27 protein-coding genes, 1 pseudogene and 1 riboswitch are annotated in these 23,913 nt (G+C 70.1%); of the genes and pseudogenes, 15 read left to right on the forward strand and 13 right to left on the reverse strand.

Annotated elements, in window-relative coordinates:
* Nucleotides 1-77: 77 nt before the first annotated feature.
* The 3 genes from nagA to ACFWDI_RS00105 all read right to left on the reverse strand — a co-directional run bounded on the left by nagA (nucleotide 78) and on the right by ACFWDI_RS00105 (nucleotide 3,382).
* Nucleotides 78-1,232 carry an N-acetylglucosamine-6-phosphate deacetylase gene (nagA, locus tag ACFWDI_RS00095; protein ID WP_385300398.1) on the reverse strand — a complete coding sequence of 385 codons (1,155 nt, stop codon included), beginning with the start codon at nucleotides 1,230-1,232 and terminating at the stop codon, nucleotides 78-80.
* On the reverse strand, nucleotides 1,232-2,170 hold the full coding sequence (locus tag ACFWDI_RS00100; RefSeq protein WP_385300399.1) for an ROK family protein: 939 nt from the start codon (nucleotides 2,168-2,170) through the stop codon (nucleotides 1,232-1,234). Before ACFWDI_RS00100 ends, nagA begins: the two co-directional genes overlap by 1 nt.
* A gap of 318 nt (nucleotides 2,171-2,488) precedes the next feature.
* Nucleotides 2,489-3,382, reverse strand: coding sequence for a sugar isomerase (locus ACFWDI_RS00105; RefSeq protein WP_362681874.1), 894 nt, complete (start codon nucleotides 3,380-3,382; stop codon nucleotides 2,489-2,491).
* Nucleotides 3,383-3,681: 299 nt separating this feature from the next.
* Here ACFWDI_RS00105 and ACFWDI_RS00110 point away from each other — a divergent pair, with 299 nt between their 5' ends.
* From ACFWDI_RS00110 to otsB, 3 genes are all read left to right on the forward strand, one after another.
* Nucleotides 3,682-4,905: an ABC transporter substrate-binding protein gene (locus ACFWDI_RS00110; RefSeq protein WP_385300820.1), complete on the forward strand. Its 1,224-nt coding sequence runs from the start codon at nucleotides 3,682-3,684 to the stop codon at nucleotides 4,903-4,905.
* A 141-nt stretch (nucleotides 4,906-5,046) separates the two neighbouring features.
* A complete protein-coding gene (locus ACFWDI_RS00115; protein WP_385300400.1) occupies nucleotides 5,047-5,283 on the forward strand; it encodes a DUF3263 domain-containing protein in 237 nt (78 codons plus the stop codon).
* A 9-nt stretch (nucleotides 5,284-5,292) separates the two neighbouring features.
* Nucleotides 5,293-6,141: a trehalose-phosphatase gene (otsB, locus tag ACFWDI_RS00120; RefSeq protein WP_385300401.1), complete on the forward strand. Its 849-nt coding sequence runs from the start codon at nucleotides 5,293-5,295 to the stop codon at nucleotides 6,139-6,141.
* Here otsB and ACFWDI_RS00125 read toward each other — a convergent pair.
* The 3 genes from ACFWDI_RS00125 to ACFWDI_RS00135 form a co-directional block, all read right to left on the reverse strand.
* A complete protein-coding gene (locus ACFWDI_RS00125) occupies nucleotides 6,118-7,527 on the reverse strand; it encodes a trehalose-6-phosphate synthase (RefSeq protein ID WP_385300402.1) in 1,410 nt (469 codons plus the stop codon). The genes otsB and ACFWDI_RS00125 overlap by 24 nt on opposite strands.
* A gap of 107 nt (nucleotides 7,528-7,634) precedes the next feature.
* Nucleotides 7,635-7,889, reverse strand: coding sequence for a hypothetical protein (locus ACFWDI_RS00130; protein ID WP_385300403.1), 255 nt, complete (start codon nucleotides 7,887-7,889; stop codon nucleotides 7,635-7,637).
* A gap of 39 nt (nucleotides 7,890-7,928) precedes the next feature.
* Nucleotides 7,929-8,867: a glucosyl-3-phosphoglycerate synthase gene (locus ACFWDI_RS00135; RefSeq protein ID WP_385300821.1), complete on the reverse strand. Its 939-nt coding sequence runs from the start codon at nucleotides 8,865-8,867 to the stop codon at nucleotides 7,929-7,931.
* A gap of 163 nt (nucleotides 8,868-9,030) precedes the next feature.
* Nucleotides 9,031-9,158: riboswitch (SAM riboswitch) on the forward strand.
* A 17-nt stretch (nucleotides 9,159-9,175) separates the two neighbouring features.
* Here ACFWDI_RS00135 and thrC point away from each other — a divergent pair.
* The 4 genes from thrC to groL all read left to right on the forward strand — a co-directional run bounded on the left by thrC (nucleotide 9,176) and on the right by groL (nucleotide 13,375).
* Nucleotides 9,176-10,459 carry a threonine synthase gene (thrC, locus tag ACFWDI_RS00140; protein ID WP_385300404.1) on the forward strand — a complete coding sequence of 428 codons (1,284 nt, stop codon included), beginning with the start codon at nucleotides 9,176-9,178 and terminating at the stop codon, nucleotides 10,457-10,459.
* Nucleotides 10,460-10,482: 23 nt separating this feature from the next.
* A complete protein-coding gene (locus ACFWDI_RS00145; protein WP_142217854.1) occupies nucleotides 10,483-10,758 on the forward strand; it encodes a MoaD/ThiS family protein in 276 nt (91 codons plus the stop codon).
* A gap of 411 nt (nucleotides 10,759-11,169) precedes the next feature.
* On the forward strand, nucleotides 11,170-11,373 hold the full coding sequence (locus ACFWDI_RS00150; RefSeq protein WP_005315736.1) for a cold-shock protein: 204 nt from the start codon (nucleotides 11,170-11,172) through the stop codon (nucleotides 11,371-11,373).
* A 379-nt stretch (nucleotides 11,374-11,752) separates the two neighbouring features.
* Nucleotides 11,753-13,375, forward strand: coding sequence for a chaperonin GroEL (gene groL, locus ACFWDI_RS00155; RefSeq protein WP_327324431.1), 1,623 nt, complete (start codon nucleotides 11,753-11,755; stop codon nucleotides 13,373-13,375).
* A gap of 129 nt (nucleotides 13,376-13,504) precedes the next feature.
* On the opposite strand, the gene ACFWDI_RS00160 is transcribed toward groL, so the two are convergent.
* The 3 genes and pseudogenes from ACFWDI_RS00160 to ACFWDI_RS00170 form a co-directional block, all read right to left on the reverse strand.
* Complete coding sequence (locus ACFWDI_RS00160; protein ID WP_327324430.1) at nucleotides 13,505-14,002, reverse strand: peptidylprolyl isomerase; 498 nt, start codon at nucleotides 14,000-14,002, stop codon at nucleotides 13,505-13,507.
* A 162-nt stretch (nucleotides 14,003-14,164) separates the two neighbouring features.
* The gene (locus tag ACFWDI_RS00165) at nucleotides 14,165-14,410 is read right to left on the reverse strand and encodes a DUF397 domain-containing protein (RefSeq protein WP_385300405.1); all 246 of its coding nucleotides are present in this window, start codon (nucleotides 14,408-14,410) and stop codon (nucleotides 14,165-14,167) included.
* Nucleotides 14,394-14,826, reverse strand: a pseudogene (locus ACFWDI_RS00170) (DUF5753 domain-containing protein); the annotation flags it as partial. The gene ACFWDI_RS00165 and the pseudogene ACFWDI_RS00170, both read right to left, overlap by 17 nt.
* 185 nt (nucleotides 14,827-15,011) lie before the next feature.
* Here ACFWDI_RS00170 and ACFWDI_RS00175 point away from each other — a divergent pair.
* Together ACFWDI_RS00175 and ACFWDI_RS00180 are read left to right on the forward strand one after the other, a co-directional pair.
* The gene (locus tag ACFWDI_RS00175; RefSeq protein WP_385300406.1) at nucleotides 15,012-15,227 is read left to right on the forward strand and encodes a hypothetical protein; all 216 of its coding nucleotides are present in this window, start codon (nucleotides 15,012-15,014) and stop codon (nucleotides 15,225-15,227) included.
* Complete coding sequence (locus ACFWDI_RS00180; protein WP_385300841.1) at nucleotides 15,224-15,427, forward strand: hypothetical protein; 204 nt, start codon at nucleotides 15,224-15,226, stop codon at nucleotides 15,425-15,427. The genes ACFWDI_RS00175 and ACFWDI_RS00180 overlap by 4 nt, the downstream gene beginning before the upstream one ends.
* Before the next feature lie 47 nt (nucleotides 15,428-15,474).
* On the opposite strand, the gene ACFWDI_RS00185 is transcribed toward ACFWDI_RS00180, so the two are convergent.
* The 3 genes from ACFWDI_RS00185 to ACFWDI_RS00195 are packed head-to-tail and all read right to left on the reverse strand — an operon-like array spanning nucleotide 15,475 to nucleotide 18,969.
* On the reverse strand, nucleotides 15,475-17,028 hold the full coding sequence (locus tag ACFWDI_RS00185; protein ID WP_385300407.1) for a PTS transporter subunit EIIC: 1,554 nt from the start codon (nucleotides 17,026-17,028) through the stop codon (nucleotides 15,475-15,477).
* A 41-nt stretch (nucleotides 17,029-17,069) separates the two neighbouring features.
* Complete coding sequence (gene murQ / locus ACFWDI_RS00190; RefSeq protein ID WP_385300408.1) at nucleotides 17,070-17,999, reverse strand: N-acetylmuramic acid 6-phosphate etherase; 930 nt, start codon at nucleotides 17,997-17,999, stop codon at nucleotides 17,070-17,072.
* Nucleotides 18,000-18,051: 52 nt separating this feature from the next.
* Nucleotides 18,052-18,969: a MurR/RpiR family transcriptional regulator gene (locus ACFWDI_RS00195; protein WP_385300409.1), complete on the reverse strand. Its 918-nt coding sequence runs from the start codon at nucleotides 18,967-18,969 to the stop codon at nucleotides 18,052-18,054.
* Nucleotides 18,970-19,085: 116 nt separating this feature from the next.
* On the opposite strand from ACFWDI_RS00195, the gene ACFWDI_RS00200 reads away from it, so the two are divergent.
* Nucleotides 19,086-19,442: a hypothetical protein gene (locus ACFWDI_RS00200; RefSeq protein WP_327324426.1), complete on the forward strand. Its 357-nt coding sequence runs from the start codon at nucleotides 19,086-19,088 to the stop codon at nucleotides 19,440-19,442.
* The gene (locus tag ACFWDI_RS00205) at nucleotides 19,439-19,708 is read left to right on the forward strand and encodes a DUF4031 domain-containing protein (RefSeq protein ID WP_385300410.1); all 270 of its coding nucleotides are present in this window, start codon (nucleotides 19,439-19,441) and stop codon (nucleotides 19,706-19,708) included. Before ACFWDI_RS00200 ends, ACFWDI_RS00205 begins: the two co-directional genes overlap by 4 nt.
* Before the next feature lie 101 nt (nucleotides 19,709-19,809).
* Here ACFWDI_RS00205 and ACFWDI_RS00210 read toward each other — a convergent pair whose 3' ends face one another.
* Complete coding sequence (locus tag ACFWDI_RS00210) at nucleotides 19,810-20,457, reverse strand: hypothetical protein (RefSeq protein WP_385300411.1); 648 nt, start codon at nucleotides 20,455-20,457, stop codon at nucleotides 19,810-19,812.
* Between the two features lie 47 nt (nucleotides 20,458-20,504).
* Between ACFWDI_RS00210 and ACFWDI_RS00215 the strand changes: the two genes are divergently transcribed.
* The 4 genes from ACFWDI_RS00215 (at nucleotide 20,505) to ACFWDI_RS00230 (ending at nucleotide 23,728) form a co-directional block, all read left to right on the forward strand.
* Entirely contained in the window at nucleotides 20,505-21,158 is a 654-nt protein-coding gene (locus ACFWDI_RS00215) for a maleylpyruvate isomerase family mycothiol-dependent enzyme (RefSeq protein WP_385300412.1), read from the forward strand.
* A gap of 80 nt (nucleotides 21,159-21,238) precedes the next feature.
* The gene (locus tag ACFWDI_RS00220) at nucleotides 21,239-21,673 is read left to right on the forward strand and encodes a DUF6479 family protein (RefSeq protein WP_385300413.1); all 435 of its coding nucleotides are present in this window, start codon (nucleotides 21,239-21,241) and stop codon (nucleotides 21,671-21,673) included.
* Nucleotides 21,674-22,044: 371 nt separating this feature from the next.
* Nucleotides 22,045-22,743 (forward strand): copper homeostasis protein CutC, encoded by a 699-nt coding sequence (locus ACFWDI_RS00225; RefSeq protein WP_385300414.1) that lies wholly within the window; start codon nucleotides 22,045-22,047, stop codon nucleotides 22,741-22,743.
* 211 nt (nucleotides 22,744-22,954) lie between these two features.
* Nucleotides 22,955-23,728 carry a hypothetical protein gene (locus ACFWDI_RS00230; protein ID WP_385300415.1) on the forward strand — a complete coding sequence of 258 codons (774 nt, stop codon included), beginning with the start codon at nucleotides 22,955-22,957 and terminating at the stop codon, nucleotides 23,726-23,728.
* The last annotated feature ends 185 nt before the right edge of the window (nucleotides 23,729-23,913 follow it).

Here is a 23,913-nt window from a genome sequence, read left to right on the forward strand (position 1 = left end):
GGGACCTGATCATGCCAAACGGAAGACGGTTGGCCCAGACCCCCGAGCCAACCACCTTGCCGTAACTTGCGCAGAAATCACCCAACTTGGGGCTCAACCAGCCATTCGCCCTTGCGCATGACCCCCTTGAGCGTGAACTCCGCGTCGAGGACCACCAGGTCGGCGTCCTTGCCCGGCTCCAGCGAGCCGACCGTGTCGTATGCGCCGAGCAGCTTCGCAGGATTGGCCGAGATGGCCCGGACGATGTCCTCCACCGGCAGCTTGTCGATCGTGGCCGCGCGTTTGAAGGCGGTGTCCAGGGTGAGTGTGGAGCCGGCGATCGAGCCGCCCTCCACCAGCCGGGCGACGCCGTCCTTGACGTCGACGGCGAGCGGGCCGAGCTGGTAGCGGCCGTCGCCGAAGCCCGCCGCGTCCATGGCGTCCGTGATGAACGCGACCCGGTCCGCGCCCGCGCGGTGGAAGGCGAGTTCCAGGGCGGCGGGGTGCAGATGCGTGCCGTCGTTGATCAACTCGACCGTGATCCGCTCGTCCTCGAGGAGCGCGGCGATCGGTCCCGGCGCGCGGTGCCCGAGTGCGGGCATGGCGTTGAAGAGGTGGGTCGCCACGGTCGCGCCCGCGTCGATGGCCTCGACGGTCTGCTCGTACGTCGCGTCCGTGTGCCCGATCGCGGCGATCACGCCGTGCTCGGCGAGCAGGCGTACGGAGTCGATGCCGCCGGGCAGTTCGGTGGCGAGGGTGACCATCTTCGCCGTACCGCGCGCGGCGTCGATCAGCTTGCGCACCTCGGCAGGGTCGGGGTCGCGCAGCAGCGCCTCGCTGTGCGCGCCCTTGCGGCACGGCGAGATGAACGGGCCTTCGAAGTGGATACCGGCCAGGTCGCCCTGTTCGACGAGTTCGGAGAGGAAGCCGGCCCGTTGGGCGAGGAAGTCCATCTCGCCGGTGACGGTGGAGGCGACGAGTGTGGTCGTGCCGTGCTCGCGGTGGGTGCGTACGCCCTTCAGCACGTCCTCGGCGCTGCCGGAGGTGAACGAGGCGCCGCCGCCGCCGTGGTTGTGGATGTCGACGAAGCCGGGGACGAGCCAGTGGCCGGACAGATCGCGGGCGGGCGCGTCCGCCGGCGCGGCGCCGGCGATCTTCGTGCCGGCGACGACGAGCCGTCCGTTCTCGACGATCCCGGTCGGCAGCACCACCCGGGCGCCCGCGAGAACTGTGCTTTCGGCGCTTGCGGCCATTAGGCGGTTACCTCCGAGTCGGTGGCGAGCAGATCCCAGGCGAGCAGCCCCGCGCCCAGGCATCCGGCGGTGTCCCCGAGGGCAGCCGGGACGATCGCGGGCAGCTTCTGGAACGTGACGCGTTCCTCGACCGCGGCCCGCAGTGGTGTGAACAAGGTTTCCCCCGCCTCGGCGAGACCGCCACCGATGATCAGCGTGCGGGGGTCCAGCAGGGTGAGCGCGGTGACCAGGCCGGCGGCGAGCGCGTCGACGGCGTCGTGCCAGACCCGTGCGGCCCGTTCGTCGCCGGACGCGACGGCCTTCGCGCAGTCGGCGGCGTCCGCGTCCGGGTCGCCGGACGCGGCGGCCCAGGCCCTGGTCACCGCGGCGGCGGAGGCCAGCGTCTCGAGGCAGCCGCGCTGGCCGCAGCCGCAGTCGGGGCCTTCGGGGCGTACGACGATATGGCCGATCTCGCCCGCGTATCCGTGGGCGCCGGCCTCGATGGATCCCGCGATGCCGATGGCGCCGGCGATCCCGGTGCCGAGCGGCACGAACAGGAACCGGTCGGCGCCCTTGCCGGCCCCGATCCGGCCCTCGGCGAGGCCGCCGGTCCTGACGTCGTGGCCGAGCGCGACCGGTACGCCGCCGAGGCGTTCGGCGAGCAGGGCGCGCATGGGTACGTCGCGCCAGCCGAGGTTGGCGGCGTAGACGGCGATGCCGCGGTCGGCGTCGACGATGCCGGGTACGGCGACGCCGGCGGCGAGGGAGCTCTCGCCGAGGTGCTCGGCGCCGTACGCGCGTAGCTCCTCGGCGAAGCCGAGGATGGTCTCGACGACGGCGTCGGGCCCGCGTTCGCGCCCGGTCGCGCGGCGGGCCTCGTACAGCAGCGTCCCGTCCACCCCGACCAGGGCGGCTTTCATCCCGGTGCCGCCCACATCGAGGGCGATGACGTGTCTCACGTGGACAGTCTGGCGTGTACACCCAAGAAAGGTCTAGTCCACTACGACGGATTGTTGCGCGGTCATACAAACGGCGGAGTGACCGGGGTCCTGCCCCGGACCCCGCGCCTCAATCGCCGGCGGGACTGGATCTCCGGCGGAAATTCAAGCCCGTCCGGCGATTGAGGACATGCGGCCGAAGGTCGCATACGGGGTCTGGGGCGAAGCCCCCCACGCGGCGGAGCCGCACATCGACACAGCGGGAAGGGGCGGGTAGGGGAACAGGGCCCGCCGCAGGCGCAGCCGCACCCGCACCCGCACCCGCGACCCGCGGACCCGTCAGCCCAGAATCACGCTGCGGGTCAGGTTCTGCGGGCGGTCCGGGTCGTAGCCCTTCGACTCGGCCAGCGTCACCGCGAGACGCTGCGCACGGATCAGGTCCGCCAGCGGATCCGTCTCCTGACGGGCCACCAGCGTGCCGCCCACCCGGGCCACGTCCACCGACAGGCCTTCCGGCAGCGCGCCGAAGACCCAGGCCACCCGGCCGGGACCGGTGATCGAGATCGGACCGTGGCGGTACTCCATCGCCGGGTACGACTCCGTCCACGCACCCGCCGCCTCGCGCATCTTCAGACCCGCCTCGAGCGCCAGCCCGTACGTCCAGCCGCGGCCCAGGAACGTCCACTGCTCCGCGCCGACCACCGCGTCCGCGAGCGGCTCCGTGATCGCCAGCTCCGCGTCGACCGCCGCGTCGGTGACCGACTTCAGACCGGGGATGTCGCCGAGCCCCGCGCGCAGGAACGCCAGCGCGGTCGTGGCGAACCGGGTCTGGACGACCGACTCCTCGTCCGCCCAGTCCAGCACCGCCACCGCGTCCGCCGCCTCCATCACGGGTGTCTTCGGGTCCGCGGTCAGAGCCAGCGTCGGCACCGAGCCCTTCAGTTCGCGCAGCAGGTCGAGCACCTCGGTCGTGGTGCCGGAGCGGGTGATCGCGACGACACGGTCGTAGGACCGGCCGGCCGGGAACTCGGAGGAGGCGAAGGCGTCCGTCTCGCCCTGTCCCGCCGCCTCCCGCAGCGCGGCGTACGCGATCGCCATGAACCAGGACGTCCCGCACCCGGTGACGGCGACGCGCTCGCCCGGCGCCGGAAGTCCCTCGAAGACGGCGGCGGCCTCGGCCGCTCGTCGCCAGCAGGCGGGCTGGGTGGCAATCTCTGCTGCGGTACGGGACATGCGGCAAGGCTCCTAGTGACGTACGCGTAACTCGGGACCGGCACCGACCACTTCGTGCCGTGACGTGCTTAGCAGGCCGTGGCCCACCCGGGCAATGCCCCTCCGCCGTGGGCCAGGCGTTGCGGAAGTGATATCCAGTGGAGTAGACCTCATCACTCGGATGGGGGAAAATCGCAGCTCATCTCAGAAGACGTCGCGGGGGACCGTCTGGGACAAGACGGGCAACCAACGGCAGAGGGTGGGGAAGAGCTGTGCAGCAGCGCTTCTTGGGTCTGACCGCGGCAGTCGCCGCGCTGGGTATGACGGTGACGCTCGCGGGCTGTGGCAGCTCCAGCGCTTCCGGAGATGTGACGCTCAAGCTGGTCGCGGCCGACTACGACGTGGCCGGCGGCCAGAGCAGCAAGAAGTACTGGGCGGATCTCGCCGCCGCGTTCGAGTCCAAGAACCCCGGCATCAAGATCGACGTCCAGATCGAATCCTGGAACGACGTCGACCGCAAGGTCGCCGAGATGGTCAAGGCGGGCAAGGCCCCTGACGTCGCGCAGATCGGCGCGTACGCCGACTACGCCGCGGCCGACAAGCTCTACAGCGCCGACCAACTGCTCTCCGTACCCGTGCAGTCCAACTTCCTCGCCCCGCTCGTCGACGCCGGCGAGCACCGGCATGTCCAGTACGGTCTGCCGTTCGTCGCCTCCACCCGGCTCCTCTTCTTCAACAAGAAGCTCTTCAAAGAGGCCGGCATCAAGGAGGACCCGAAGACCTGGGACGACCTCAAGGACGACGCGGTCAGGCTGAAGGCCAACACGGACGCGAAGTACCCCTTCGCGCTGCCGCTCGGTCCGGAAGAGGCCCAGGCCGAGACCATGATGTGGCTGCTCAGCGGCGGCGACGGCTATATCGACCCGGTCGGCAAGTACGCGATCGACTCCGCGCAGAACATCAGCACCTTCACCTGGCTGAAGGAGAACCTGGTCGAGAAGAAGCTCACCGGCCCGGTCGCGCCCTCCAAGCTGAACCGCAAGGAGGCGTTCGCCGCCTTCACCCGCGGCGAGGTCGGCATGCTCAACGGCCACCCCTCGCTGATGCAGGCCGCGGAGAAGGCGGGCGTCCAGGTCGGCGAGGTGGCGCTGCCCGGCAGGAACGGCAAGGCCAAGTCGGCGATGGGCGTCGCCGACTGGATCATGGGCTTCAAGCAGAACGGTCACCGGGTCGAGGTCGGCAAGTTCCTGGACTTCGTCTTCAGCGACAAGAACGTCCTCGACTTCGCCGGCCAGAATGCCCTGCTGCCGGCGACGGTCACCGCGTCCGAGGCGATGGAGAAGGACCCGGAGCACCTGGAGCTGAGGAAGTTCCTCCACGAGCTCCCCACCTCGGTGCTTCCGCCGGTCGGCAAGACGTCGTGGGCCTCGGTCAGCGAGAACATCAAGGGGAACATAGGCAAGGCCGTCGAGCCGGGCGGCGACCCGGCGACCGTCCTCGGCCGGATCGGCCGGGCGGCCACCGCCGCGGAGAACGCCGAGTAGCCGAGGTCCGGCAACCGCGCAGCCGAGTGGTCCGGCAACCGGGCAGCCGAGTGCGCGGGCAGCCGGGCAGCGGGGCAGCCGGGCGGCCGAGTGCGCGGACAGCCGGGCAGTGGGCCTCGTCGCGCGGATATGTTGGATCGTATGACCCACGACGAGGCGCTCTCCGAGCGGGACCGTGCCGTTCTGGCCATGGAGCACCACTCCTGGCCGGGACCCGGCGCAAAGGAGCGGGCCATCCGCGAGCAGCTCGGCATCTCCCCGGTCCGCTACTACCAGCTCCTCAACGCCCTTCTCGACGACGAGCGCGCCCTGGCCCACGACCCCGTGACCGTCAACCGGCTGCGTCGCGTCAGAGACGCCCGGCGAAGTCGCCGATAGGGTCGGGGGATGGGCAGCACTCCGTATGCGCACCCCTTGCCGACACCGTCGACGCCCGCCGGCCGGGAAGGTCTGGCCGCGATCCTCGCCAGGCCCGGGAAAACCGTCGTCGGACTCGACTTCGACGGCACCCTCGCCGAGATCGTGCCCGACCCCGACCAGGCCCGCGCCCACCCGGGCGCGGTCCCCGCGCTCGCCGCGCTCGCCCCGCGGGTCCTGTCCGTCGCCGTGATCACCGGCCGCCCCGCCGGTGTCGCCGTGCGGTACGGCGGCTTCGCCGGAGTGCCGGGCCTCGACCACCTCGTCGTCCTCGGCCACTACGGCGCCGAGCGCTGGGACGCCGTCTCCGGCACCGTCCATACGCCTGCCCCGCACCCCGGCGTCGCGGCCGTCCGCGCCGAACTCCCCGGATTCCTGGACCGCATCGGCGCCTGGCAGGGCATCTGGATCGAGGAGAAGGGCCAGGCGGTCGCCGTCCACACCCGCCGTGCGTCCGACCCGCAGGCGGCTTTCGAGGCCCTGCGTGAACCGCTCGCCGAACTCGCCGCACGCCACGGCCTGATCGTGGAGCCGGGCCGTATGGTCCTGGAGCTGCGCCCGCCCGGCATGGACAAGGGCGTGGCGCTCGAGGAGTACGTACGCGAGGTGAAGGCCGGTTCCGTGCTCTACGCCGGCGACGACCTCGGCGATCTGCCCGCTTTCGCCGCGGTGGAGAAGCTCCGCGCGGACGGCGTCCCCGGTCTGCTGGTGTGCAGCGGAAGCGAGGAGGTCCCCGAGCTCGCGGAGCGGGCCGATCTGCTGCTGCCGGGCCCGGCGGCGGTGGTCGGGTTTCTGTCAGATCTCGCGCAGCGCCTGTAGCTGGTCCAGGAACCACTTCTGCGGCGGCAGCGCGGTCGCCGCCGCCGCCAGCCGCTTGGTGCGCCCGGCCCGTTCGTTGTCCGGCATCGTCAGCGCCTCGTGGAGCGCCTCGGCGGTGCCGGTCACGTCGTACGGGTTCACCACCAGCGCGTCCTCGCCCAGTTCCTCGTACGCCCCTGCCTCCCGCGACAGCACCAGCGCGCAGCCGTTGTCCGAGACGACCGGGATCTCCTTGGCGACGAGGTTCATGCCGTCACGGATCGGATTGACCAGGGCCACATCGGCCAGCCGGTACGCGGCCAGGGAGCGTGCGAAGTCGTCCTTCACATGGAGGACGACCGGGGTCCACGTCGGTGTCCCGTAGCCGGAGTTGATCTCGTCGGCGAGGCGCTGGACCGCCGCCGTGTAGTCGCGGTACACCGCCAGGTCCTGCCGGGACGGGTAGGCGAAGGCGACATGGACGACCCGCTCCCGCCACTCCGGACGGGACTCCAGCAGCTGCCGGTAGGCGAGCAGGCCGCGCACGATGTTCTTGGACAGCTCGGTGCGGTCCACCCGGACGATCGTCTTCCGGGGCGCCGACGGGGTGCCGCCGATCTCTTCGCGCAGCGCCACCAGCCGCTCCGCCACATCCGGCCGGTGCGCGCGCTCCCGCAGGAAGTCCGCGTCCGCGCCGAGCCCGTGCACCCCGATCCGGGTGCCCTCCAGGGAGTCCGCGCCCAGCAGCTCCGTACAGCACGCCGTGAACGCGTCCGCCCACCGCCGGGTGAGAAAACAGGTCCGGTCCGCGCCGAGCAGGCCGCGCAGCAGCTGCTCGGCGATGTCGTCGGGCAGCATCCGGAAGTAGTCGACGGGCGCCCACGGCGTGTGCGAGAAGTGCCCGATCCGCAGATCCGGGCGCAGCTCGCGGAGCATGCCGGGTACCAGCGCCAGGTGGTAGTCCTGCACCAGGACCGCCGCACCGGGAGCCGCCTGAGCGGCGAGCGCGTCCGCGAAGGCCCGGTTGTAGGTCTCATACGAGGCCCACTGGCGGCGGAACTCATCGTCGAAGACCGGCTCCACCGGCGTCTGGTACAGCAGATGGTGGACGAACCAGAGCACGGAGTTCGCGATGCCGTTGTACGCGTCGGAGTGGACGGCCGGGTCGATGTCGAGCATCAGCACCCCGGCCTCGCCGACCCCGCGCCGTACCGCCTCACGGTCGCCGTCGCCCAGCGCGGCGCACACCCACAGGGCGTCCGCCTCGGAGCCGATGGCGGAGAGACCGGAGACCAGCCCGCCGCCGCCGCGCTTGGCGTCGAGCGAGCCGTCCTCGCGCAGCGTGTACGAGACCGGGCCGCGGTTCGACGCGACGAGGACCTGGGCAGCAGGGTGCTCGGAGACCATGTGGCGAAACCTAGCCCGTCGCACAAACCCTCAAACGTGCGTACGGCCGAAGGGCAGGTCGGCAGATTGGTGATTCACGGGAGCAGGCCGGTGATTGCGGCGCCCCCTCAGTGATCGCGGCGCCCGCGCGAGGCGGCGACCGCGATCACGCCGGCCGCGGTCAGGCTCAGCGCCAGACCGCCGAGGAGCCACAGCCGCTCGGAGCTGTGGTCGCCCCGGTTCGCCGGGGCGACGGTGTCGGCCATCGCCTGTCCCTGGATGACCACAGCGGTCAGAACGGTGGTGATGACTGCCAGGGCCCCGAGGAACCGCGGCAGCCCGGCACTGCGGCGCGGAGCGCCCGTACTGCATCTGAAGGCCATAAGCAGGAAGTGTTGGACAAACCGCTACAGCGGTGGTGGTTATGCCGCGCGACGCGCCGCGTACTCACCGATCTCGCGCATCGGCGGCCGCTCCTCCGTGTCCACCGGATAGGTGCGCGGTTCGAAACCGTCCTCGCCGCGCTCGAATTGCGTGAGTGCCGGCCGCACCAAGTGGCCCCGGGACAGCCGCAGTTGAGCCGTACGGTAGATCGCCGCGGCCATCCGGCCCAGCGCCTGCCCGTCCTGGTGCCGGTGCTTGCGCGAGCCGACGTCCACCTGGGCCAGCGCGTCAAGACCTACCGTGTGCAGCGCGTCCACGAGCAGGCCCAGCTCCACTCCGTAACCGACGGGGAAGGGCAGCCGCTCGAGGAGCGAGCGCCGCGCCGCGTACTCGCCGCCGAGCGGCTGGACGACCCCGGCCAGCTGCGGCCAGTGCAGATTGAGCAGCGGGCGCGCCACCAGCTCGGTGACCCGGCCGCCCTGACCTGCCACATCGCCCAGCGGCCGGTCGTACATCGCTTTGACGAACTGCACTTCGGGGTCGGTCAGCAGCGGTCCCACGATCCCGGAGACGAAGTCCGCCGAGAAGTCCCTGAGGTCCGCGTCGATGAAGCAGACGATGTCGCCGCTGGTCACCATCAGCGACCGCCACAGCACCTCGCCCTTGCCGGGGGCCGCCGGTATCCGCGGCAGTATCGCGTCGCGGTGCACCACCCGCGCGCCGGCCGCCGCGGCCACCTCGGCCGTACGGTCGCTCGAGCCCGAGTCGATGACGACCAGCTCGTCGACGAGCGGCACCGCTTCCATCAGCTCGCGCCGGATCACGGTGACGATCTCGCCGACCGTCGCCTCCTCGTCGAGCGCGGGCAGGACGACACTGACGGTCGTACCGCGCTTGGCAGCGATGAGCTGGTGCAGCGGCCGGTCGGACGCGGACCAGGAACGCCTGCTCAGCCAGCGCTCCACCTCTTCCAGCACGCTCGTTACTCCCTGGTTGTGCCACGCCGCGCCAGCGGCAGGGGCCATGATCTTCATCTCGCGGTTCGGACGACTATCTCAACCGTCCAGGCCTTCGGTTACAGTCTTGAACAACGCGGATGACCGTCGCATGTCGGGGGTCCTCACGCTGACAATCGAATACCGCTCATCCAGAGGGGCAGAGGGAACGGCCCGTTGAAGCCCCGGCAACCCTCCCGCCGACCGCGAGGTCACGGTGGGGAAGGTGCCAATTCCGTCTCGTGGCGAAATGCGTCACGGGGAAGATGAGGAGAAAGGGCCTCGCCTCCATGGCTGTTCAGACTGTCGCAAGCACCACTCCAGTGAACCTCGGTCCCGCCGCGGCGCTCTCGTGTCGCGAGTGCGGAGAGCGTTTCGACCTCGGCCCGATCTTCGCCTGCGCCCTGTGTTTCGGGCCCCTCGAAGTCGCGTACGACCTGCCGAGCGGCGACCCCGACGCGCTGAAGAAGCGGATCGAAGCGGGTCCGAACAATATCTGGCGGTACGCCCCGCTGCTGCCCGTCCCCGCCGACGTGGCCGAGAAGCCGAACATCAACCCCGGTTTCACCAAGCTCGTCAAGGCCGACAATCTCGCCCGTGAGCTGGGCGTTACCGGTGGCCTGTACATCAAGGACGACTCCGGCAACCCGACGCACTCCTTCAAGGACCGCGTCGTCGCGATCGCCGTCGAGGCCGCGCGCGCCTTCGGCTTCACGACTCTCTCCTGCTCCTCCACCGGCAACCTCGCGGGCGCCGTCGGTGCGGCCGCCGCACGGGCCGGCTTCCGCTCCTGCGTGTTCATCCCGCACGACCTGGAGCAGGGCAAGGTCGTCATGGCCGCGGTGTACGGCGGCGAGCTGGTCGGCATCGAGGGCAACTACGACGACGTCAACCGCTTCTGCTCGGAGCTCATCGGCGACCCGCTGGGCGAGGGCTGGGGCTTCGTCAACGTCAACCTCCGCCCGTACTACGGCGAGGGCTCCAAGACGCTGGCGTACGAGATCTGCGAGCAGCTCGGCTGGCAGCTGCCCGACCAGATCGTGATCCCGATCGCCTCAGGCTCGCAGCTCACCAAGATCGACAAGGGTCTGCAGGAGCTGATCAAGCTCGGTCTGGTCGAGGACAAGCCGTACAAGATCTTCGGTGCCCAGGCGGAGGGCTGCTCGCCGGTGTCGACGGCCTTCAAGGCCGGGCACGACGTCGTACGCCCGCAGAAGCCGGACACCATCGCCAAGTCGCTGGCCATCGGCAACCCGGCCGACGGCCCGTACGTGCTGGACATCGCGCGCCGCACGGGCGGCGCGGTGGAGGACGTCAACGACGAGCAGATCGTCGACGCGATCAAGCTGCTGGCCCGTACCGAGGGCATCTTCGCGGAGACCGCGGGCGGTGTGACCGTGGGCGTGACGCGGAAGCTGATCGAGGAGGGCGTGCTCGACCCGGCGCTCACCACGGTCGTGCTCAACACCGGCGACGGTCTCAAGACCCTCGACGCGGTCGCTCCGACGACCGGACCCACGGCGACCATCCGCCCGAGCCTCGACGCGTTCCGCGACGCCGGCCTGGCCCGCTGACTACCTACGGAAGGCAGAACACCATGAGCGTGAACGTCCGCATCCCCACCATTCTCCGTACGTACACGGGCGGTCAGGCCGAGGTCCCGGCGGAGGGCGCGACGCTCTCCGAGGTGATCGCCGACCTGGAGAAGAACCACACGGGCATCGCCGCGCGCGTCCTGGACGACCAGGGCAAGCTGCGCCGCTTCGTGAACGTGTACGTGAATGACGACGACGTCCGTTTCGAGCAGGGTCTTGAGACCGCGACGCCGGACGGTGCGGGCGTTTCGATCATTCCTGCCGTCGCCGGCGGCTGAGCTACGCAGCGTCACCAGAATTGCCCCCTCCGCAAGAGAAGCGGAGGGGGCAATTCTGTATGGTTGAGCGCGGTACAGTTGGGGAAGGCCCCGCCGCTGCTTATGCCGGCCGCATATGAGAATGCGTCCTGGCCCCATCAAGAAGCAGCCAATAAGTTCGCTCGAATTGCCTCTTAAGCGCCATTTGCCGGGCCCGACTTGCCCCGGAATTTATTGAATTCAGTTCAATTATCCGTTCACGCGTGCTCGGATTTCTCGTCGGATTGACCTGTTGCAGAGGGCAGTTGGGCAGATACATTCAGCCGCGGTCGACGCGTTCCGGCGCACACCCTCTCCTGTCGGAGGGTGGAGGTCTGACCCGGGTCCGCGAAGTGCGGTCCTGCGCAAGGGCCAGTAATAGGGGAGTTAGGCATGGCTCAGGGCACCGTCAAGTGGTTCAACGCGGAGAAGGGGTACGGCTTCATCGCGGTCGACGGTGGTGCGGATGTTTTCGTCCACTACAGCGCGATCCAGATGGACGGGTACCGCACCCTTGAAGAGGGTCAGCGAGTCGAATTCGAGATCTCGCAGGGCCAGAAGGGTCCGCAGGCGGATATGGTCAAGCTCGCCGTCTGATCTCGGCGCGATCGGCCACCGACGCACTCACGCACGAGGGGCCCGCATCCCACCAGGGATGCGGGCCCCTCGTGCGTCTGCCCGCGGGTCCGCTCGCGCGTCCGCTGCTGGGTCCCTTCGTGGGTCCCTTCGCGCGTCCGCTGCTGGGTCCGCCCGTGGGTCCGCTCGTGGGTCTTCGATCCGTGAGAGTCGCTTGCACTCTCCTAGGGCGAGTGCTAATCATTGGCGTTAGCACTCTGACAGTGAGAGTGACAACGAGGACCGGGTTGGTGAGGTCCGCAGGCCGGGTGGGGCAAGGAACCACAAGGCATGCAGGCCGTCCGTCGCGGGCGCCAGCGCGGTCCGGAGAATCCACCCCAGTCCGGGAGGACCACTTCACATGGCCAAGATCATCGCGTTCGACGAGGAGGCACGGCGCGGTCTCGAGCGCGGGATGAACCAGCTCGCCGACGCCGTCAAGGTCACCCTTGGCCCCAAGGGCCGCAACGTCGTCCTCGAGAAGAAGTGGGGCGCCCCCACGATCACCAACGATGGTGTATCCATCGCCAAGGAGATCGAGCTCGAGGACCCGTTTGAGAAGATCGGCGCCGAGCTGGTCAAGGAAGTCGCCAAGAAGACGGACGACGTCGCCGGTGACGGTACGACCACCGCGACCGTCCTCGCCCAGGCGCTGGTCCGCGAGGGCCTGCGCAACGTGGCCGCCGGTGCCAACCCGATGGCTCTCAAGCGCGGCATCGAGAAGGCCGTCGAGGCCGTCTCCGGTGCGCTGCTCGAGCAGGCCAAGGACGTGGAGACCAAGGAGCAGATCGCTTCCACGGCCTCCATCTCCGCCGCCGACACCCAGATCGGCGAGCTCATCGCCGAGGCGATGGACAAGGTCGGCAAGGAAGGCGTCATCACCGTCGAGGAGTCCCAGACCTTCGGTCTGGAGCTTGAGCTCACCGAGGGTATGCGCTTCGACAAGGGCTACATCTCGGCGTACTTCGCCACCGACATGGAGCGTATGGAGGCGTCGCTCGACGACCCGTACATCCTGATCGTCAACTCGAAGATCAGCTCGGTCAAGGACCTGCTGCCGCTTCTCGAGAAGGTCATGCAGTCCGGCAAGCCGCTGCTGATCATCGCCGAGGACGTCGAGGGCGAGGCCCTGTCGACCCTGGTCGTCAACAAGATCCGTGGCACCTTCAAGTCCGTTGCCGTCAAGGCTCCGGGCTTCGGTGACCGCCGCAAGGCGATGCTGAACGACATCGCCATCCTCACCGGCGGCACGGTCATCTCCGAGGAGGTCGGCCTCAAGCTCGAGAACGCCGGCCTGGACCTGCTGGGCCGCGCCCGCAAGGTCGTCATCACCAAGGACGAGACCACGATCGTCGACGGTGCCGGTGAGAGCGACCAGGTTGCCGGTCGCGTCAACCAGATCCGTGCCGAGATCGAGAACTCCGACTCGGACTACGACCGCGAGAAGCTCCAGGAGCGCCTCGCGAAGCTGGCCGGCGGCGTGGCCGTCATCAAGGCCGGCGCCGCGACCGAGGTCGAGCTCAAGGAGCGCAAGCACCGCATCGAGGACGCGGTGCGCAACGCCAAGGCCGCCGTCGAGGAGGGCATCGTCGCCGGTGGTGGCGTGGCTCTGCTCCAGGCGACTTCGGTCTTCGAGAAGCTCGACCTCGATGGTGACGAGGCGACCGGCGCCAACGCCGTGAAGCTCGCGCTGGAGGCTCCGCTCAAGCAGATCGCCGTCAACGGTGGTCTCGAGGGTGGCGTCGTCGTCGAGAAGGTGCGCAACCTGGCCGTCGGCCACGGTCTGAACGCCGCGACCGGCGAGTACGTCGACATGATCGCCGAGGGCATCATCGACCCCGCGAAGGTGACCCGCTCTGCTCTGCAGAACGCGGCCTCCATCGCGGCGCTGTTCCTCACCACCGAGGCCGTCATCGCCGACAAGCCCGAGAAGGCCGGTGCCCCCGCGGGCGGCGGCATGCCGGGCGGTGACATGGACTTCTGAGCCTCGGCTCAGTAAGCCCGGTTACGCAACCGAAGGCGGCATCCCTGACAGGGGTGCCGCCTTCGGGCGTTTCAGCGCGTGTTCACGCGGGGACCCGGACCTCTCGGCCGCTCAGGTCCCGCAGGTTCGTCAGGCGACGCCGGAGCCGGAGATGGTGATCTTGGCCTTGGTCCGGCCACTCTGCGATCCGTAGCTCTCGATCTTCTTGACCAGGGCCATGCTGTCCTCGTCGGCGACCTCGCCGAACACGACGTGCTTGCCGTCCAGCCACGGCGTCAGCACGGTGGTGATGAAGAACTGGGAGCCGTTGCTGTTCGGGCCGGCGTTGGCCATCGAGAGCAGGCCCGGCCTGTTGTGCGTGAGCTTGAAGTTCTCGTCGGCGAACTTCTCGCCGTAGATGCTCTTGCCGCCCGTGCCGTCACCGCGGGTGAAGTCGCCGCCCTGCAGCATGAAGTCGGGGATGACGCGGTGGAAGGAGGACCCCTCGTAGCCGAACCCCTTCTCGCCGGTGGCGAGCGCGCGGAAGTTCTCTGCCGTCTTGGGAACGACGTCGTCGTACAGGTTGAAGTTGATCCGCCCGGCGGGGGCGTCATTGATGGTGATGTCGAAGTAGACCTTGGTCGTCATAGGACCATCCTGACATCCCCGGCAGGCGTGGGCGCGACGGGCGCCCCGGTCCGCCGAATCGGTGGGCGCAACGGGCCGCCGCCGCGCGGGCTACTTGGTCCGCCCAGAGGGCGGCCCCTCGGCACACGAACAAGACCGGCCAGTTCCGAGGGGCTCCGCCGGCTAGTGCTGCTTGAGGTCCGCGACGAAGACGGACCAGGCGGCGCTCCGGAACACGAGCGCAGGGCCGGCGGGGTTCTTGGAGTCGCGGACGGGGACGATGTCGGGGTGGCCGTCGGCGACTTCGAGGCAGTCGCCGCCGCTGTGGGTGGACTTGCGCCAGGTGGCGACCTCGAGACAGCTGCCGTCGCTGTAGCTGGGCTTGTGCCAGGTCGCCACGCTCAGGTCGTACTCAGGGCTGATCGTCATGCGCGTAATCCTCCGCCACTGATTCGATCAGGGCCAGGGATTCTTGGGGTGACAGTGCGCTGGCCCCGAGCAGATCGTAGGTCAGTTCGTGCCGTGCGACCGTGGCCCGGGTCGTCCAACAACTGGCCTGTGCCGGGGCCATCGACGTAAGCGAGAGGGGGCGCGTCAGGGAAGTACATCAGCTTGAGGGCGCCGTCCATAGCAGCGTGTGCGCCCGCGTTGAGCAGGAGCACCTGCACGATGATCTGGTGGCTGCGTACCCGTGAGGCCACATGGCGCAGCGCCTCTGCCATCACCGCGGGTCCACCCACCGTCCGCCGTAAGGCTGCTTCGTCCAGAACGGTCCAAAACAAGGGCACCGTTGGACCGTTCAACAGGTGCGCGCGAGCGAGTCGTGCCTCGACCAGCTCGTCGATCACCGACGCAGCTCCGCGCCGAGCAGTGCGCGCGGGGACGATGACGGGTCGAGATCCTTCGGGCCAGGCATGGGCAACTCCCGGTCGTACACGGGGGATTGTTGGGCGGCCGTCGCTGTTCAGGCTAGCCACCTGTCGGACGCGCTGTGTCGTAATGCGGACACTCAGCGTGGATGTGCCTGGTCATGGTGGTGCGATCGGCGGAGCGGCTGCGGGCTGCGGAAGAGGTGGTGGCCCAGCTGCGGGTCGAGCTCGGCGAGGTGGGGGTGAAACTGCCGTCGCTGCGGGTGGACCCGGTGATGCTCGCGAGTGAGGACCCGTATCCACTCGTGGACCTGGGGCGCTGCAACCTGGACACGGCGCTGCGGCTCGCCGCTGTGCTTCATGAGGTGCGCCGGTGACCGCCGGGGAGTACGTGATCGACTCCCGCAACGGGCGGATCGGTCGGGTCATGGGGCGCGTGGGCACCTACGTACAGCTGCGCCCACCGGGTGGCGGACGGGAGTGGGACTGCCCGCTTGAAGCAGTCACTCCCGCCCGGCCGGGCGAGGTGCTGCGGGCGCGAGTGCGGGAGGTCAACGCGGAGGGGCGGCTCCCGTGACGCGCAGCCGGGCCACGTGTGCTGTGCCCGGAAGGCGTACGGGGGCGTCAGTTCGTGGCCGACGCGGGTTCCTTCGGTGGGGCGGGGGAGCCCGCTGCCACTGGGGGCAAGGACTCCTCCGGGGCCACGTTGAGCTCCTTGAGCATCGGCCCGGTGAAGCCGAACCAGTACGTGGCCAGGAAGCCGACGACGTAACCGACCAGCAGCCCGGCCGCGTAGACCCCGATCGTCTCGCCCAGGCCCTTGTTGCCGTCGAGCAGCGGGAACAGCGCCCAGCCCGAGGGGCCGATCGCCGTGGAGCCGACCTTGTCGCCCAGCATGTTGAACAGGCCGACGAAGCCGCCGCCGAACGCGCCGCCGACGCAGGCCGTGATGAACGGTCGGCCCAGCGGGAGCGAGACGCCGTAGATCAGCGGCTCGCCGACGCCCAGAAAGCCCGCCGGGAGCGCGGACTTGATGGTGCTGCGGATCGAGGTGTTGCGGGGCAGCCGGACGTAGACCGCGGCCGCCGCGCCGACCTGCCCGGCGCCCGCCATCGCGAGGATCGGGAGCAGGACCGTATAGCTCTGCTGCTCGATGAGCGTGGTGTGGATCGGGATCAGCGCCTGGTGCAGGCCCAGCATCACCAGCGGCAGGAAGAGACCTCCGAGGACGAAGCCCGCGGCCGCGCCGCCGCCTGCCAGCAGCCAGTTCGCGAACTCGCCGATCGCGGTGGAGATCTCACCGGCCACGAACATCAGGCCGAAGAGAGTCACCAGGCCGGCGACGAGGACCGTGAGGGTCGGCGTGACCAGGACGTCCAGGGCCTCCGGCACCCAGCGGCGGCACCACTTCTCCACGTACACCGCGAGCACCGCCGCGCCGAGGGCGCCCAGGACGCCGCCCTGGCCGGGGGAGAGATGGACACCGAAGGCGCTGATCTTCGCGACGCCCGGGAAGACGATGATCGCGGCGACCGCGCCGCCCAGGACCGGCGTACCGCCGAACTCCTTCGCGGTGTTGTAGCCGACGAAGACCGCGATCAGCGACATGAAGCCGGAGGCCGTCGCGGCCAGTGCGGGCACCACGGCCGGGGCCCAACCGAGGTTGGCCAGCAGGCCGTTGAGGCCGGCGATGATGCCGCAGCCGATGAGGGCCGGGATCAGCGGGACAAAGATGTTCGCGATACGGCGCAGGAACAGCTTGAAGGGCGTCGAATTCTTCGCCCTCCGGGCCGCCTTGATGGCGGCGCCCCGGTCGGCCAGGTCATCGGCGGTCCTGGGGGCCGCTGCCACGAGCGCCTCGAACTCCGGGGTGACCCGGGCGACCGTGCCCGGGCCGAGCACGATCTGGTACGTGTCGTCCTCGACCACGCCCATGACCGCGGGAAGCGCCTTCAGCGCCTCTTCCTGTACGAGGGAGGAGTCGCGCAGCCCGAGGCGGAGGCGGGTCATGCAGTGCGCGACGGTGGTGATGTTCCGGGCGCCGCCGACCAGGGGGAGGATGGCGGCGGCGACGGCGCTGTTCTTGTCCGGGGCGTTGGGGCCGTTGGGGCCGTTGGGGGCGTCCGGGCCGTCCGGGGTGTTGGGGGCGTCAGGAGCGTTGGGGGCGTCTGTTGCCATGGTGCGGAGTGCCTTGCTGTGGGGGGACGTTCAGTCGGTGGTTACCGGCGGGCGGACTGCAGTGCCGCGCGCAGATGGCCCTTGCTCTCGGTCAGGAGTCGTGCGGCGGTGGGGCCGTCGACCGAGCCGAGGATGGTGAGGATGGCGTTCTTCACCTCGCCGTCGGTCGCGGCGAGGGCGGCCTCGATCTCCTCGTCCGACGCGCCGGTGGCCAGCGCGACGATCCGGCGGGAGCGGGCGCGCAGCTTCTCGTTGGAGGCGCGGACGTCCACCATCAGATTCCCGTATGTCTTGCCGAGCCGGATCATCGTGATCGTCGAGATCATGTTGAGGACCAGCTTCTGCGCCGTACCGGCCTTCAACCGGGTGGAGCCGGTGAGCAGTTCGGGGCCGACGACGATCTCGATGCTGTGGTCGGCGGCCGCGCCGAGTGCGCTGTCCGCGTTGCAGGACAGGCCGATGGTGAGCGCTCCGAGGAAGCGGGCGTGCTCGACCGCGCCGATCGCGTACGGGGTACGGCCCGAGGCGGAGATCCCGACCACCGTGTCGTCCGCGGTCAGCTTCAGCGCGTCCAGGTCGGCGGCGGCCAGCTCCTTGCTGTCCTCGGCACCCTCGACCGCCTTGACCATGGCTGACGGGCCGCCCGCGATCAGGCCCACGACCTCGGTCGGGTCGGTGTTGAAGGTGGGCGGGCACTCGCTCGCGTCCAGTACGCCGAGGCGCCCCGCCGTGCCGGCGCCCGCGTAGACCAGCCGGCCGCCGCGGGACATCCGCTCGGCGGTGTCGTCGATCGCGGCGGCGATCCGCGGCAGCTGCGCGGCGACGGCGGCGGGGACGGACTCGTCCTCGCCGTTCATGATCCGGGCGATCTCGAGGGTCGGGAGCCGGTCGATCTCGGCGAGTTCGGGCCGGAACGCCTCGGTGGTGAGGGTGGCCAGCTCGGCGCGGAGTTCACCGTAGGAGAAGGTCATGAAGAGCGGCTCAGCTTTCTCGGTCCGTGGGGGGAGGGGGTGATCGGGGTGCTCAGCGGGTGCGGGGGCTGTGCCGGTGGGCGAGCGCCTCGTACGAAGCGGCCAGGGCAGGGGCCGCCGTCTCGTACGTGCGCTGCGCCACGCCTATGAACAGGCAGTCCACAACGAGGAGTTGGCTGGTACGGGACGACATCGCGGCCGGCCGCAGCTCGCTCTCGCGGGCGGTCGAGGTGGTCAGCACATGGTCGGCGTACTGCGATACGGGCCCGTCCGGGCGGCCGGTGATCGCGACCGTCGTCGCACCCCGGTCGAAGGCGGCGCGCAGCGGCTCGATGACATCGCCGGTGGAGCCGGAGTGGGTGATGGCGATGGCGACATCGCCGGAGCGGAGCTGCACGGCGTTGGTGACGGCGAGGTGCGGATCGGTATGGGCGTGCGCGATCAGACCGATGCGCAGCAGCTTCTGGGCGAGGTCCATGCCGACGAGGGAGGACGCGCCGACGCCGTAGATGTCTATACGGCGGGCGGTCGCCGCGGCGCTCACGGCAGCGCCCAGCTGTACGGTGTCGAGCCCCGCGGCCGTGTCGGCGAGGGTCTGCTGCTCGTCGTACGCGAGCTTGGCGACGACGTCCGCGATGGGGTCGTCGACGGCGATGTCGGCGGTGACGGCGGGCGCGCGGCCGGACTGCTGGTGGGCGGCGAGCCCGGCAAGCGCGAGGCGCAGGTCGCGGTAGCCGGGATAGCCGAGGAGCCGGGCGGTGCGGACCACGGTGGCCTCGCTGGTGCCGGTGAGCTCGGCGAGGCCGGTGACCGTGAGGGCCGCGCAGCCGGCCGGGTCGTCGGCGACGGCTTCGGCGACCCGCTGCATGGAGCGGGTCATGGACGGCGCGAGGGTCCGGACCTTGGCCGCGAGGGCGGCGGGGGCGGGCGGAGCGTCGACGCTGAAAATTTCCTTCACTGGATTGGTCACTCTTGAAAGATATTTTCGGTGTTCCTTTGTCGTCAACCCCCTTTGGCCCGGGGTGGACCGGCGGCCGGGAGCGGACCGCCGGCCGGCAGTGCGGCGGGTGGGGTGACAATGGCTTCATGGACGACGCGAACCCACTCGAGCAGGCCCTGCACGCGGCGCGTGCGCTGGTCCTCGCCGACCTGGCCGCCCGCGATGTGGCCGACGCGGCTGTCGTCTCGCTGGTCGAGGACGCGGTGACGCACCGCCGTTGGTGGGTCGAGCAGTGGCCGGAGGGCGTCGAGTACATCGCCGGCCTGGTGGCCCAGGACGTCCAGGACGCGCTGCTCGAGCGGCACGGAAGATGGCCGCTGTGCCCGGTCTGCGACGCCGGCGACCCGCACGCGCTGGACGTCGAACCGGAGCTGGGCCCGGACCCGCACTGGGTCTGCGCGAAGGCGGGCGTCGTGGTGGCGCCGGTCGGCGGCCTCTCGTGACGGTGTACATCGACCCGCCGACCTGGCCGGGCCACGGCCGGCTGTGGTCGCACCTGGTCAGCGATGTCTCGTACGAGGAGCTGCACGCGTTCGCGGCATCGATCGGCTGCCCGCCGCGGGCCTTCGAGCGGGACCACTACGACGTGCCGTCGCACCGGTATGCCGATGCGGTGGGGGCGGGCGCGGTGGAGGTGTCCAGCCGCGAGGTGGTGGTGCTGCTGACGAAGGCGGGGCTGCGCAGACGCAAGGGGCGCCGCCCCGCTTGAGGGCGCCCGGCGAGAGTCGGGCGGGCGAACCCAGGGAGAACTCCGCGCGCGCCGTTCCGCGCACGCCGTTCCGCGCACGCCGGGAACGCCGAGGACGCGGGTCAGGACGCCAGCAGCTTCAGCTCTGTCGCCAGGTTGTGCCGCGCACGCGACTCCCACTCCCGCTCCCCGTGCGGCGTACGGAACAGTCGCGGCAGGCCGAGCAGCTGGCGCAGCACCGCCGCGCGGCCCTCGCGGAAGGCGTCGTCCGGGACGAAGGCGTACTCCTCGCGTACGGCCGCGGTGTACGCGGCGTACGGCTCAGGCGGCGCCGCCAGGACGGCCAGGTCCGCGTCGCACAGGACCGCGCCGTTCAGATCGTCGATCTCAGGCGCGTGGGTGACGGTGAGGCGGACCAGCCGGGCCACCTCGGCGGTGGCGGCGGGGGTCAACCCGGCCTCGGTGAGGGCGCGTTCCGCCAGGTGGGCGGAGCGTTCCTCGTTCTCGGAGCGGTCGGGGAGGTAGACCGCGTCGTGGAACCAGGCCGCGAGGCGGACCAGGTCCGGATCCGCGGCGTGCTCCTCCAGTACGTCGATATGGTTCAGCACCGCCGTCAGGTGATCGACCGTGTGGTAGCGGCGCTGCGGCTCCGACCAGCGCGAGAGCAGATTCTCGGCGTACGGCAGCGGGTCCGGTGCGCCCGCGTCGTGGCGGGCGGCGAGGAGGGTCCGGTGCCAGCGTGCGCGCAGGTCCACGAAGTCGTCGGTCATGGGGCGACTCTAGAGCGGGGCCCCTCGGGTGCGGTTGGCTGGGCGCCATGGAATCTGTACGCGATCCCGAGCTTCCCGGCCGGCTGCTGCGCACCGAGCGCGACGTCCTGGTCCCGCTGCTGCGTGCCCGCCCCGACGAGGACTTCGCCCTCCGGACGTGCTGTCCCGGCTGGACCGTGCGCCATGTGCTCGCGCACTGCGGCGCGGCGCTGATGCGGGTGGTGGAGGGGCGGTTCGAGGAGGGTGTGTTCAGCCCCGAGTCCAATGACCGCGATATCGCCGAACGGGCCGAGTGGTCCAACTCCCGTGTCGTGGACGAGCTGGAGCGCGGTATGACCGAGGCCGGGCCGGTCATCGCGAAGGCGGAGCATGGGCTGCTGGACGGCATCGCGCTCGGCGAGTGGGTGCACGCCGGCGACGTACGGGAGGCGTTCGGCGAGCCGGGAGCGTACGCGGGCGAGGGCCTCGGGTACGCGCTGGAGCTGCTGGCCGGGCTCACCAGGGCCCGCAGGACCATGCCGCTGCTGGCCCGGCTGGACGGCCGGGACGGCCCGATCGTCCTCGGCGCGGACAGCCCCGACCCCGCCACGTACACCGGAGCGGCTCCGACTCTGATCCGCCTGCTGGCAGGCCGCCCGCTGACCGGCACGCGCTACGAGCTCACCGGAGCGAACGAGAAGGAGCTGGTCTTCTTCGGCTGAAGCGGTGGTGACGGTGGTGAGGGGCGACAATGGGGCAAAGGGCATGTGTGCCATTCCGGTGGTGTGCGGAGGCAGACCCTATGAACGCCTTGATGCTCGCCCAGAACAGCCCGGTTTCCGACCTCGCGGTCGCTGAGCAGCTGAAGGGAGCCGCGCCCTTCATCTTCGGAATCTTCCTCATCGCGCTCCTGGCGGGCGCCATGTGGTTCGACGGGAGACGGCGGGATCAGCAGCGGGTCCCGCCGCGCCCCGAGGAGCAGCCGAAGCCGCCCGACCATCCGACGCACATCGAAGAGGTCCGTGAGCCGGACGAGGACGACTTCCCGCATGACGGCGGGCGGCTCCTCCCGTACAACATGAAGACCCACAGCACGCACAGCCCCAGCAAGAAGCCCGAGGCCGCGCCTCCGCCCGGGGAGGACAGTGACAGCGCGTCCGGGAGCGGCGCCCAGGGCGGGAGTGGCGGCCCCGGCGGGAGTGGCGGCGCGTCCGGGAGCGGCGGCCCGGGCGGCTGAGCCGCCCCTACGGTCCCGCTGGGCCGCCTTGAAGCCGCGCCGTCCCAGGTGACGGTGACGGTGACGGCGATCGCGGTACGGCCTGCGGCTACGGCCTCGTCCTTGGCGCCCTCCAGCGCGACGAGGTGCTCGGACGCGTGCTCCAACGCGCCTGCCTGCCGCAGGACTTCGGACTCGTCCTCATCGGTGTGTACGGCGAGCAGCGTCACCCCCCCCGCATACCCCCAGGTCGTATACGGCGCACGTGGTGATCCTGTGCGGAAGCCCCGCTCGGAGCTCGGTACAGCTGCCTTCGTCGTACATGCGTATTAGGCTGTGATTGGACTAGACCTGTATGAGCCGTAGTCGTCTCCCTCGAGGAATGGGGTTCCATGAGCAACCGTGCAGTCCTGGAGGTGATCGCTCTCGACGCGGAGGACGCGGTCGCCGCCCAGTCCGGAGGGGCCGACCGGCTCGAGCTCGTCACCGACATGGCGGCCGACGGGCTGACCCCGACCCGGGAGACATACGCCCGGGTCCGCGCGGCCGTCGACATCCCGTTGCGCGTGATGCTGCGCCTCGCCGACGGGTTCGCCGCGGGTGACGTGAGCGGCGTGGACGCGCTGGTGCGGGCCGCGCGAGAGCTGCGGGCGGAGGGTGCGGAGGAGTTCGTGCTCGGGTTCCTGGACGAGAACGGCAATCCCGATCTGGTCGCGGTGGAGCGGGTGGTGGCGGAGCTGAACGGCTGCCGGTGGACGTTCCACCGGGCGATCGACCGGGCGGCGGACCGCGATGCGCTGCGCAAGCAGTTGGCGGATTTGCCGGGTCTGGACACCTATCTGACCGCGGGCGCGGCCGAGGGCGTCGACGCCGGGCTTCCGACGCTGCTGACGGAGGCGGCGCGACGGGGTGAACCGGGTTACGAGCCGCAGATCCTGGTCGGCGGTGGCCTGCGCCTCGACCACGTGCCGGCGCTGCGGTCGGCGGGCGTGGACGCGTTCCATATCGGCGGCGCGGCGCGGCCGGGCGGCTGGTCGGCCCCGGTGGCGGCGCCGGCGGTGCGGGAATGGCGGGAGGCGCTGGACGGGTAATCGGGGCCTAGGGCCCCGCTCACACGCCGGAAAGGCTGATTTTCAGCCTTTCCGGCGTGTGGTGCACTTTCGGCGCAAATACCTCGACCGGGCAGGTGATACGCGGAGGTGAAAGGTCAAGATTTATCCCTCTTGCTCCGATTGTCCACGCAGTAGCGGATCGACGTTCAACAAGTCTCCGCCAAGGACCAAAGGACCAAGGGAGAGTCGCATGATTCCTGGTAACAGGAGCTTGCCGCGCGCGTTTCTTCGCAAGAAGTTGGTGACCGGCAGCATGCTTGCGCTGCTGACCGCCGCGCTGGGAGCGGCCTCGGTACCCGTACAGGCCGCCGCCCACACCGCCGTGGGGCAGTCCCGTGTCGTTGCGGGAGTGAATGCCCCGACGACCACGATGGACCAGCCCGGGCCTCGAGGACTTCGCGGTAAGGAAGGGCGGGACGGGAAGAACGGGAAGAACGGAAAGAACGGGCGCCGCGGGCCTACGGGTCCGACCGGACCGACCGGGGATGTCGGTCCGACCGGACCGACCGGGCCGACCGGTGGCGTAGGGCCGACCGGTGACACAGGGCCGACGGGTGGGACCGGACCGACCGGTGCTGACGGGACGTGCCACAGCATCAACTCCAACATTCACGGGCAGACGCAGGTCTTCGCGGCTGTCAACGACGGGACAATCTGGGTCGGGGTCAGGGGGCTCACGCCCCAGGTCGACCCGTTCGATTGGACGGACATCACCACGCTCGGTGTTGACCCGCCGGTGACGATCGAGGGCGCCTGCGACGCCACGATCGACGAGAGAACCCCCAACCAGGTGTTCGTCGAGGTCATCACCACGAGCGGGCAGGTCTGGGAGACGCTCTGTGACGTCGATCGTGGAGACGAAGCCGTCAATCCTCCCCCGGGCACGACAGACCCGGCGTTCGCAGCAGCCTCTCTCGACTGCGACGGAACGTGGACGCTGGTCAAGAACCAGTTCGTCCCCTAGCGCGAGCGGGTACCGACGGGCGGCATGCCCTGTCTGTCGGAACCTGACCTGAGGTGTCGTGGCCCGGTGCCCGGTGGGGGGCGGGGCCCCAAACCGGGGGGGCCAATTGGGGGTGGGGCGACGGACCCCCCGGGTGTGCCGGGCGCGGGGGGGGGGGGGGGGGATTTGGGGTATTAAAAAAAGAA

Origin of the sequence: Streptomyces sp. NPDC060064, assembly GCF_042736455.1 — a bacterium.
Taxonomy (GTDB): domain Bacteria; phylum Actinomycetota; class Actinomycetes; order Streptomycetales; family Streptomycetaceae; genus Streptomyces.

What these genes read in the sequence shown, in the direction of transcription:
- ACFWDI_RS00160 (WP_327324430.1), bottom strand. Translation starts at nt 14,002, where the DNA reads ATGACGACCAAGGTCTACTTCGACATCACCATCAATGACGCCCCCGCC.
- ACFWDI_RS00110 (WP_385300820.1), top strand. Translation starts at nt 3,682, where the DNA reads ATGACGGTGACGCTCGCGGGCTGTGGCAGCTCCAGCGCTTCCGGAGAT.
- ACFWDI_RS00185 (WP_385300407.1), bottom strand. Translation starts at nt 17,028, where the DNA reads ATGGCAACAGACGCCCCCAACGCTCCTGACGCCCCCAACACCCCGGAC.
- ACFWDI_RS00165 (WP_385300405.1), bottom strand. Translation starts at nt 14,410, where the DNA reads ATGACGATCAGCCCTGAGTACGACCTGAGCGTGGCGACCTGGCACAAG.
- murQ (WP_385300408.1), bottom strand. Translation starts at nt 17,999, where the DNA reads ATGACCTTCTCCTACGGTGAACTCCGCGCCGAGCTGGCCACCCTCACC.
- ACFWDI_RS00215 (WP_385300412.1), top strand. Translation starts at nt 20,505, where the DNA reads ATGGAATCTGTACGCGATCCCGAGCTTCCCGGCCGGCTGCTGCGCACC.
- ACFWDI_RS00150 (WP_005315736.1), top strand. Translation starts at nt 11,170, where the DNA reads ATGGCTCAGGGCACCGTCAAGTGGTTCAACGCGGAGAAGGGGTACGGC.
- ACFWDI_RS00115 (WP_385300400.1), top strand. Translation starts at nt 5,047, where the DNA reads ATGACCCACGACGAGGCGCTCTCCGAGCGGGACCGTGCCGTTCTGGCC.
- ACFWDI_RS00220 (WP_385300413.1), top strand. Translation starts at nt 21,239, where the DNA reads ATGAACGCCTTGATGCTCGCCCAGAACAGCCCGGTTTCCGACCTCGCG.
- ACFWDI_RS00125 (WP_385300402.1), bottom strand. Translation starts at nt 7,527, where the DNA reads ATGGTCTCCGAGCACCCTGCTGCCCAGGTCCTCGTCGCGTCGAACCGC.
- groL (WP_327324431.1), top strand. Translation starts at nt 11,753, where the DNA reads ATGGCCAAGATCATCGCGTTCGACGAGGAGGCACGGCGCGGTCTCGAG.
- ACFWDI_RS00225 (WP_385300414.1), top strand. Translation starts at nt 22,045, where the DNA reads ATGAGCAACCGTGCAGTCCTGGAGGTGATCGCTCTCGACGCGGAGGAC.
- ACFWDI_RS00145 (WP_142217854.1), top strand. Translation starts at nt 10,483, where the DNA reads ATGAGCGTGAACGTCCGCATCCCCACCATTCTCCGTACGTACACGGGC.
- ACFWDI_RS00105 (WP_362681874.1), bottom strand. Translation starts at nt 3,382, where the DNA reads ATGTCCCGTACCGCAGCAGAGATTGCCACCCAGCCCGCCTGCTGGCGA.
- ACFWDI_RS00175 (WP_385300406.1), top strand. Translation starts at nt 15,012, where the DNA reads ATGGTGGTGCGATCGGCGGAGCGGCTGCGGGCTGCGGAAGAGGTGGTG.
- ACFWDI_RS00210 (WP_385300411.1), bottom strand. Translation starts at nt 20,457, where the DNA reads ATGACCGACGACTTCGTGGACCTGCGCGCACGCTGGCACCGGACCCTC.
- ACFWDI_RS00230 (WP_385300415.1), top strand. Translation starts at nt 22,955, where the DNA reads ATGATTCCTGGTAACAGGAGCTTGCCGCGCGCGTTTCTTCGCAAGAAG.
- ACFWDI_RS00200 (WP_327324426.1), top strand. Translation starts at nt 19,086, where the DNA reads ATGGACGACGCGAACCCACTCGAGCAGGCCCTGCACGCGGCGCGTGCG.
- thrC (WP_385300404.1), top strand. Translation starts at nt 9,176, where the DNA reads ATGGCTGTTCAGACTGTCGCAAGCACCACTCCAGTGAACCTCGGTCCC.
- nagA (WP_385300398.1), bottom strand. Translation starts at nt 1,232, where the DNA reads ATGGCCGCAAGCGCCGAAAGCACAGTTCTCGCGGGCGCCCGGGTGGTG.
- otsB (WP_385300401.1), top strand. Translation starts at nt 5,293, where the DNA reads ATGGGCAGCACTCCGTATGCGCACCCCTTGCCGACACCGTCGACGCCC.
- ACFWDI_RS00130 (WP_385300403.1), bottom strand. Translation starts at nt 7,889, where the DNA reads ATGGCCTTCAGATGCAGTACGGGCGCTCCGCGCCGCAGTGCCGGGCTG.